General features: G+C 40.8%; 7 protein-coding genes and 2 pseudogenes. 2 read left to right on the top strand and 7 right to left on the bottom strand.

Annotated features, from left to right (window positions below; all coding sequences use genetic code 11):
* Positions 1 to 92 precede the first annotated feature (92 nt).
* Both WAK81_RS08340 and WAK81_RS08335 read right to left on the bottom strand, forming a co-directional pair.
* Positions 93 to 625, bottom strand: a pseudogene (locus tag WAK81_RS08340) (hypothetical protein).
* A 159-nt stretch (positions 626 to 784) separates the two neighbouring features.
* Positions 785 to 1924, bottom strand: coding sequence for a catalase family protein (locus WAK81_RS08335; RefSeq protein WP_422196443.1), 1140 nt, complete (start codon positions 1922 to 1924; stop codon positions 785 to 787).
* Positions 1925 to 2303: 379 nt separating this feature from the next.
* Between WAK81_RS08335 and WAK81_RS08330 the strand changes: the two genes are divergently transcribed.
* On the top strand, positions 2304 to 3470 hold the full coding sequence (locus WAK81_RS08330) for an MFS transporter (RefSeq protein WP_422196442.1): 1167 nt from the start codon (positions 2304 to 2306) through the stop codon (positions 3468 to 3470).
* A gap of 16 nt (positions 3471 to 3486) precedes the next feature.
* Here the strand turns inward: WAK81_RS08330 and WAK81_RS08325 are convergent, their stop codons facing one another.
* Positions 3487 to 4977, bottom strand: coding sequence for an amidase (locus WAK81_RS08325; protein WP_422196441.1), 1491 nt, complete (start codon positions 4975 to 4977; stop codon positions 3487 to 3489).
* Between the two features lie 49 nt (positions 4978 to 5026).
* Positions 5027 to 5919, bottom strand: a pseudogene (locus WAK81_RS08320) (GGDEF domain-containing protein); the annotation flags it as partial.
* Between the two features lie 327 nt (positions 5920 to 6246).
* Between WAK81_RS08320 and WAK81_RS08315 the strand changes: the two are divergent.
* A complete protein-coding gene (locus WAK81_RS08315; protein ID WP_422196440.1) occupies positions 6247 to 6690 on the top strand; it encodes a hypothetical protein in 444 nt (147 codons plus the stop codon).
* Positions 6691 to 6743: 53 nt separating this feature from the next.
* Here the strand turns inward: WAK81_RS08315 and accC are convergent, their stop codons facing one another.
* From accC to aroQ, 3 genes are read right to left on the bottom strand one after another with little or no spacing between them, the layout of a single operon-like run.
* On the bottom strand, positions 6744 to 8108 hold the full coding sequence (accC, locus tag WAK81_RS08310; protein WP_216934165.1) for an acetyl-CoA carboxylase biotin carboxylase subunit: 1365 nt from the start codon (positions 8106 to 8108) through the stop codon (positions 6744 to 6746).
* A gap of 18 nt (positions 8109 to 8126) precedes the next feature.
* Positions 8127 to 8543, bottom strand: a complete 417-nt coding sequence (locus WAK81_RS08305; protein ID WP_422196439.1) for an acetyl-CoA carboxylase biotin carboxyl carrier protein — start codon at positions 8541 to 8543, stop codon at positions 8127 to 8129.
* A gap of 16 nt (positions 8544 to 8559) precedes the next feature.
* Positions 8560 to 9015 (bottom strand): type II 3-dehydroquinate dehydratase, encoded by a 456-nt coding sequence (aroQ, locus tag WAK81_RS08300; RefSeq protein ID WP_422196438.1) that lies wholly within the window; start codon positions 9013 to 9015, stop codon positions 8560 to 8562.
* Positions 9016 to 9529: the final 514 nt, after the last annotated feature.

The raw sequence follows: 9529 nt of genomic DNA, 5'->3' as shown, positions 1-9529 counted from the left end.
TTATAGAATAGCGCTCCTTTAAAGGACTATTCTATAAATATGAAGATTAAAATATTTGAGTTTTTAATGATTAAATGCAAAAGCTCGCCGGGTTATTTTGTAGGGCAGGTGCTCAAAGCTTTCCCTTGTTCAACTGAATTGATAAAGTTTCCACTCAGAAATTCACTCTGTCTTAAGGAATCACGATGATCTCCGTTTTTGACTAGATGGTAGGCGATAGATTTCTGCTTCGTACATATTTGCTGGTAGTAAGCATAAGTACCACGATAATCGACCAGTTGATCTTTCTCGCCTTGTACCATGTGCCCAAGCCAGAACAGGCCAGCCACCTTTAGGGACTTTGCCTTTAGGTAATAAGATATAGCCTGAAGTGACGATGGGTTCGGATTTTGTGCCACGACTGCGATAATTGATTAAGAAACGTTGTGAGGCATTCGTAAACAGATCAGTATTTTGTTCTTGTATAGATAATATTGTACCCGGTATTTTTTCCGAAATATGAGATGCTTAGATTTTGCTGTTATCGGGAAGTGGAGAAGAGGCTATTGCATATGTTGAACCTAAACATAAAACAGCTCATTATCAATTTAATAATAGGAGGTTTAATTTTCATCACTGAAACCATTTTCCTTTTTATAATGTCATTTTTAATGTAGCAGCTTTATTTATGTTTCTAAATTAACTCTGCACAAAGTTTGTAAACTAAAGCTTTTAAGTTAAGGCTAATGAGCAGTTCAACAGGTTATTTTAGTTTAGCTGATAACTTCAAATAAGCACTTATATTTTAATGTGGTTCTGATCTGTTAGTAGAATTCAAATCATGTCTAACCTCACTAATACGATCATAAATCACTTTTCGCATTCGGTTTATTACTCCCAAAGGTTTGTGTTCCGGTAGGGTATGCCATGGTGTAAAAGAAAGGTTTTCACAAAACTTGTTTTGGTCAGGCGTATCAAAAACTTGGGGAGGAATGCGGATAGTTGCGACCTTGTAGAAAGGTGCCTCACTTTCTTGCCATTCAGTCATGGAATCTTCGACTGACATGGTGTTTGATGTTCTAGGCTGTACCAAAAACTCCATACATGCTTCACTTTTTTGCAAATGTTTGCGCAGTTTTTCTCTTAGAAAATTATGATGGGGAGCATGTGGAAGAGGGTCTATCACTGTCGAACATGCTTGAGCTGAATACTTTACAGCTTGACGATCAGTGCCTATTCCTAATTGATAGGGCACCATAGACCAATATCTAGTTTGCAAAGGATTAGAAATTTTATTTCTCGTATTCAAGGCAATCCAGGTTCCTTTAGCTCCTAATGCAAAAGGAATATGGAGCTTATTGAAAAATCTATCGCTATTTATATCTTGCATAAATGACATATATCGGACTGGATCATTCACAAAAAAGACAGGATGATTGATCATAATGAAATCTTGAGTAGAGGTTTCATCATCTAAAAGCTTTTCTCCCGGTACTGCCAAAAGTTTTATCGCCATGCCACGGGCATCTTTTTTAATATCTGCTTGTTGGGCATCTTTAGAACCATTAGAGAAACGAATCCAGGCTTGATATGTTTTTCCAGGAAGAAAAACACCTTGAGCCAAGTTTTTGGGAAGAGCTTCATCTACTTTGAATTCTGCACGTACACAACCGTGTGCTTTGGGATGGGCATCACGTAATGCGATACCTGTGGAATACACTTTCCGAATCGATATCTCAATTATATCTGCGATTTTTTCAGCTATGTTTGCTTCATCAGGATAAAGACTTTCACTTAAATGATGATCTATATTGGGATGAATGTCATCTTTTGGAGAGTTAGATGCTATAGGGGAAGCATTAGCGTATGTAGTACTACAAATACTTATTGCCATTAGAGGGAGGAAGGCTAGACCCGAGCATAGAGGTCTTATAAAGTTAGACATTGATTTTCTCCTTGCTATAAAGCTAGAGTTAGTTTTAATTTTTTAGCCTATGATCTGAAAATTCTTTGGACATACTTTAGCCATAAAATAATGATCATGTCTGTGTAATTATTGATCTTCAGATTTTAAGTCCCTCTAACTCCTTTCTAAAAATGTTTCTAGTCTTTATTGTGTGCTCAATATAGAAGCCGATTTATGTTCTTACTTTAATTTAACTCAACACAGAGTTTTTTACTTTAGCAAAATTTATCCATAAACTTATGAAAATTTATTTTTAGACTAATGCGAGATGCTCGTAGCAAAATCAAGAGTCGTCGAATACAGTGCTATAGAAATTTATTGAGTTTAAAATTTTGAAAACATTAGGATATATAAATCAATGCCAGTTCTAGCAATCCAGCATAGACTCAGTGGATTTTACTTTTTTTACTATGCGATTGTCGGAGCGTTCTTGCCTTTTTGGAGTCTGTATCTAGAAGATCAGGGCTTCAATTACCAGGAAATTGGCATTTTATCTTCTATTGCGATTGTTACCCGCTTTTTTGCTCCCTTAATTTGGGGCTGGATTGCAGACAAGTCTGGTAAACGCATGCTGCTGGTACGTATTGCCACCTGGATGGAAGCCTGTATCTGGTTCATGATTTTTATCATTCCGAATAGCTTTCAATCTGTAGCTTTACTGATGCTGATTTTTAGTTTCTTTCAGAATGCCATTCTGGCTCAGTTTGAAGGCGTGACCTTGTTCTGGCTCGGGGAAAAAAGAGCAGAACTCTATGGCAAAGTACGAAAATGGGGATCAGTCGGCTTTATTATCGGTGTATTCGGCTTGGGCGCCATTTTTGAAATTATTAGCATTAGTATGCTGCCAGTTTTGTTGCTGTGTATTTCATTTTTGGCCTTTCTCTGGTCATTTACCATTAAAGAGCCAACTAAAGCACCTACCGCCCAGAAACAGCTCGAACCCCTATGGCCGATATTCAAACGCCCAGTCGTATATAGCTTTTTCCTGATTGAATTGATTCTGCTATTTTCACACGCGCCGTTTTATAGTTTTTATAGCAATTATCTCAGTCAGGCGGGATTTAGCACCAGCCAGATTGGGCTGCTCTGGTCAGTCGGGGTCATTGCGGAAATACTCATGTTTGCCTATGCGACTTTCTTTCTGACACGCTGGTCATGGCGTCATCTGGTCATCTTATGTTTATTAATGACTGGATTAAGATGGTTAATCGTCGGGGTATTTCCTGTTTCATTCATGGCACAGTTTTTTGCTCAAACGATTCACGCTTTAAGTTTTGGTTTATTTCATATGATCGCAATGCGGGTGATTTTCCAGAATTTCTCAGCTGGACAGCAGGGGCGTGGACAGGCTCTTTATAGCACTATGTGGGGTATCGGGGTAGCAAGCGGTAGTATTCTTGCTGGTTATTATTGGGATCAAATAGGCGGTGCATCTATCTTTATCGCTGCTGCAGCATCGACTTTGCTTGGCTTGTTATTGATTTTCGGATTGCCAAATAAAGTCGAACTGCAAAAACAGGCTTGAAAATATCATCTCAGTATTAAATACGGATTTTGGCGTATTGCCCAAACCACGGTTGTGCCTGTTCCAATTGGGCTGCCAGTTGTAGCAGGAGATCTTCACGGGCAAACGGCGCAATAAACTGTGAACCGAGTGGCAGGTTCTGTTCATTCCAGTACAGCGGTACCGACATCGCCGGAAGGCCGGTAATATTGGCGAGCTGGGTAAAGGGTACCCATTTCAGATTTTCTTTTACAATCCTATCGACCAGTTTACCTTGTGCCAGCAAATGTGCTTTACCCACATTTAATAAAGCTTTTAAAATTGGTTTTTGCCAAGTAGGGGTTTTGACCTCACCATTTTTCGGAGCTACTGTCGCCGTTGCAGGCGTCAAATACAGATCATAATCATCAAAGAAATGATTCATCTGGGTTGCATACTGACCCCAGTTATTCAGGTTCTGGATATAATCAATCGCACTGGTTTTAGCCCCAAAAGCTGCCAAGGCTAAAGAGTCCAGTTCAAAATCATTTGATTTAGACGGATAGCCTTTCTGGATTTCATTCAGCATAAATGAAAATTGGCTAAACCAGGTGGTAATAAAATCCTTGGCCAGTTGCATGCCATCAATGGCTGGGCGGTCTTCGACCACTTCATGGCCCAAAGATTCTAAAAGTTTGGCTGTTTGTTCGATGGCATTGATCGCATCCTGGGAGACAAGTGTGCCAATCGTAGAATAAGTGCTAAACGCGATTTTCAGCTTCTTGGGTGGCTGCTGAATCACATCCAGATAATGATGCTGAGGACGTTGAATCTTAAACAGTGAACTATGATCTTCACCATAAGTAGCATCCAGCATTGCAGCACTGTCACGCACCGTTTTGGTTAATACATGCTGAATCGCGGCGCCATGCATGGCTTCACTCATTTGTGGTCCCCAAGGCGTACGGCCACGACTCGGTTTCAGACCGAACAGGCCACAATAGGAGGCAGGGATGCGAATCGAGCCACCACCATCACCAGCACCCGCAATTGGCACAATTCCGGCTGCCACAGCAGAAGCCGAACCCCCTGAAGAGCCGCCACTATTATGCTGCAAATTCCACGGATTTTTACAGCTACCCCAGGCATCTGGTTCAGTAATACCTTTAATACCAAATTCAGGCGTATTGGTGCGTCCAAAGGTCACAATTCCGGCTTTTTCCCAGCGATTGACAATCTCGGCATTGGTCTCGGCGATATAACCGATCCGTTTTAAACCCTGACAGCCATAAGAAGTCGGATAGCCTGCATATTCCTGAAACAGGTCTTTGACCAGAAAAGGTACACCGGCAAAAGGGCCAGACAGATTTTGCTGGCTACGTTTTAACGCGTGTTCATGCATCGGGATGATAATTGCATTTAGCTCGGGATTGGCAATTGAGCTACGTTCCAGGGCAGCAGATAAAAGTTCACTTGAATGTACTTGTTTATTGGCGACCAGTTCAGCCAGTCCTAAACCATCATATTGCAGATATTCTTCAAATTTCATTGCCATTCCCTAGCGTTGCTGCTGTTTCAAGGTTGTAGATGATTTGGGCTTAAGATGCAAGCAACACTTGATTACGCCCACGATATTTGGCCTGATACAAGGCTTGGTCTGCAATATTGATCAGGTTTTGCAGGTCTTGGGCCTGCGATTCATTTTGATGATGCCCACACTCACAGTAATATACAAGGGCGATCCATCTGATTGATGCATTGGGGGTTTTTCCACCAGATCACGAATCCGTTCTACAATAAGACGTGCTTCTGATGGTTCGGTATTCCAGAGTAGCAGGACAAATTCTTCTCCACCAATCCGTGCAAACAGATCTTGAGCACGCAAATTGTTACGTACAATCTGTGCAAAGTGTTGTAAGACTTTATCACCAACATGATGGCCAAAATGATTGTTCAGGCGTTTGAAATAATCAATATCCAGCATGATGACTGAAAATTCCATCGTCTTGGCATATTGCAGCAAATATTCACCTTTCTGAAAGAAAAAATGACGATTCATGGTACGCGTTAGACTATCGTGATTGGCCAAATACAAGACTCGTTTAAACAGCTCATTGCGGTTTTAGCTAATAATACACAGTATGAGTGGAGATAAGGCCAGCATAAACAACCCGATCCGGAGCGAAATATAAATCGTAGAGTCTGCCAGGATGGTGTGATTAGTGGCATAAAACTGCGTCAGGCTCTAATAGGTCAGGATAATCACAAAAGCGTTGATCATGGTCATGGTAAACAGGCGATAGGTCAAAGCAGCCCAGATCAGTGCAGCCAGAGGGTAGAGCATTGCGCCCGGGCCTGCAAAAATATTGGTAATGATGACACAGGCCACTACCGAAGATGCAGGTAAAAAATAGCTGAAGTAATTACGTTTTTGACGACGATTTTTAAATAAATACTGCATGTCTTTTATTCTTGGGAATGCCAAGATTAAGAGCTAATTGCAAATTTAAAATCCTATTCAAATTTCTAAGTGTGAATGACCACTTTGTTCAGCAACTAAGTTTGACCCAAAATATAATTTTATTGTTTGATTAATCTGTTATTAATACGAACTATTAAGATTCTTATATACGAAATATATACAAAAAAAGTCAGAAAAGAAATCCATGTTTTTAAACAATGTGATAAATAATTTCTGATTCTGTATTGAAATTACGTTAGAGCGGGACACGATCCCCAAAAATATGATAATTTAGAATCAATTGTTAACAAGATGCCGGTAAATATGAAAAAAACATGTCTTAGCCTTATCTTACTCATGAGCTCAACTTGGCTAATGGCGACAGAAAATAAAAAACCAGCGAATGCTCCTGCTAAAGCTACTGAAATCCCAAATACATTTACCGTGAAAACCCGTCCGGAAATTGTCGGATTGTGGGGAATGGAAATCCCGAATAATAAAAAATGTATCGAATATTATAATTTTAAAGGTAATAATAATGTGGTGATTAAAAGTGGCGATGAGTGGACGTCAGGGCTGTATGACTACCAGCCGGCACAGGATCCTTCGCAGCAGATTCCGGCGCTAATTCTGCAAGTAAAATATGACAATAATGAAAAAGACTGTTCAGGCAATCAGATGGATCAGTCTGGTGAAATTTCGCAATATTTTGTGAAATGGCAAAACCCTTATACCATTAACTTCTGCGCCAATGAAAAAGCCGAGCAATGTTTTGCCGTGCTCAGACGCGTATTGCCTTAAATTGCAAACAATAAAAAACCGCTGAATGACAGCGGTTTTTTATGAGCTTTGATTTAAGCTTTGTCTTCAGCACCTTCAAGCTGCTTTAACAAATGTTTTTCCAGATAATGAATATCCATTGCCTGTTTGCAAAAGTTTTTATCCTGAAGGATTAAATCTTTATGCAAAGGAATATTGGTTTTAACGCCAGTCAAAATCATTTCTTCCAAAGCATTTCTCATTCGAGAAATAGAGGTTTCGCGATCCTTGCCATGCGCAATCAGTTTAGCAATCATCGAATCATAATACGGTGGAATGCTATAGCCTGGATAGACATGTGAATCTAGGCGGATGCCTGCACCACCTGGTGCATAGAAGTTTTCAATCTTGCCTGGTGAAGGCAAGAAGGTCGATGGATCTTCTGCGTTAATACGGCATTCAATCGCATGTCCCAGAACCTTGACGTCTTCTTGCTGAATATCGAGACCTAAACCACCAGCAATACGTAATTGCTGTTCGATAATATCGATACCCGTAACCATTTCAGTCACCGGATGCTCAACCTGAACACGCGTATTCATTTCAATGAAGAAGAACTCATCATCTTCAAACAGGAATTCGAATGTACCTGCACCACGATATTGCATCAATTTACAGGCATTGACACAAGCTTCTAGAATATCAGCACGTGCTTGCTCTGGTAAGTTCGGTGCTGGTGCTTCTTCTAGTACTTTCTGATGGCGACGTTGTAGCGAACAGTCACGATCATACAGATGAATCGCGTGGCCATTACCATCAGCGAGTACTTGTACTTCGACGTGACGTGGCTTTTGCAGGAAACGTTCCATATAGACCGTGTCATCACCGAACCACATTTCTGCGTCACGCTGGGCAGCCTGAACAGATTCGAGCAGGGTATCGACATTTTCGACGATACGCATACCACGACCACCACCGCCAGAAGCAGCTTTTACAATCAGCGGGAAACCAATCTCTTTCGCTTCAGCCATGGCATTGTTGGGAGTCACTGCATGGGCAGAACCAGGTACAGTCGGCACGCCTGCTTTACGCATGGCAGTAATTGCAGAAACCTTGTTCCCCATTAAACGGATATGTTCCGGACGTGGACCAATAAAGATAAAACCAGAATTTTCTACGATTTCAGCAAATTCAGCATTTTCAGCGAGGAATCCATAACCAGGATGGATGGCATCTGCGCCAGTAATTTCAGCAGCTGTAATGATCGCAGGAATATTCAGGTAGCTGTCACTGCTCGCACCAGGGCCAATACATACTGCTTCATCGCAGAAACGTAAATGCATCAGGTCCTTGTCTGCGTCAGAATAGACACCTACAGTTTTGATCCCTAAAGTTCTGCAAGCCCGGGTGATGCGTAATGCAATCTCACCACGGTTTGCAATTAAAACTTTTTGCAACATTATAAATCCCCGGGATGATTAAGCGCGGTAGCGGAAAAGTGGTTGACCGAATTGAATCACTTCACCATTTTTCACCAGAATTTCTTCAATCACACCGCTTTGAGTTGCTTCAATCGGGTTCATGATTTTCATTGCTTCGATAATACCCAACGTATCGCCTGCAGAAACGGTTTGGCCAACTTTGACAAATGTCGGTTCACCCGGGCTTGGTGCTGCATAGAACACGCCAACCATTGGTGAAGTTTCAACTGCACCGCGAGGAGATTTTGCTGCGGGCGCTTCGGCTACTGGTGCAGGCATCGCAGGAACAGCTGCTGCAACCACTGGATTACGACGAGTTAATGCAATCGATTGATCGCCTTCTTTAACTTCGATCGCCTGTAAGTCAGATTCAATCATCAAGTCGATGAGTTTCTTGATTTTACGGATATCCATGAGACAGTATTCCTAATTAAGATTGTGTAGAAGGTTGTATTTTTTCAATGATATAATCGAGAGCAGCGGCATAGCCTTTTGCACCTAGACCACAGATCACGCCGATGGCTTTATCGGACAAGTACGAATGATGTCGGAATGTCTCGCGTGCATGCACATTAGACAGATGGACTTCAATGAAAGGGATTGCAACGCCAAGAAGGGCATCGCGAACAGCAACAGAGGTATGGGTCAATGCTGCCGGATTAATAATGATATATTGAACGCCGTCTTGCTGGGCTTGATGAATTCGGTCAACAATGGCACCTTCCCAGTTGCTCTGGAAAGTTTCAAGTTGTAATGTAGCCTGTTGAGCCTGAGCAATCAGCTGCTGATTAATATCGTCAAGACTAAGGTGACCATAAACTTCCGGTTCGCGCTTCCCAAGCAAGTTTAAATTCGGTCCATGAATAACCAAAATGGTCGAACTCATCCAGCGTGCTCCAATTAAAAAGTATCGTGGTTTGTTTGCAAGATGTCTGCAAACTCTGCTTATTATTGCATGATTTTCTACATTACTATTTATAATTTCTTTGAATTGACGTAGAAAGCATATAGCAAACAGTGGCGCTATAATGAAAACTTTGCAGAGATTTGGCAATGTTAAAAAATTACAATTCGCTGGGTATTCAGATTATTTTCATTGTAAACCCAATTGGCAAAAACAGTTAATATCCTTTATGTAACTGTATCTTCATGTTAACGCTAAATTCTTCCTTTTAGTGATATTTTTAGTTTTGAGCAAGAGTTGTCTGGCTGATTTTACTACAATGTTCGACTTCTATAGCTTAGAAAACTTTTTACATTCTGACTTTAGAGTTGTGTTGATTATCCTCTTTATATATAAGCTATCGACCGATTCTCAAAACGTGATGAAAATTTAAAAATATAAGATAAGACAATATGTTAATGATATTTTCTCTTATTTTACTTGGATTTTCCTAGGC

The sequence above is a fragment of the Acinetobacter sp. genome (genome assembly GCF_049284435.1).
GTDB lineage: Bacteria > Pseudomonadota > Gammaproteobacteria > Pseudomonadales > Moraxellaceae > Acinetobacter.
The sequence above is the reverse complement of the archived record's forward strand: the minus strand, read 5'-3'. Positions and strand labels throughout refer to the sequence as shown.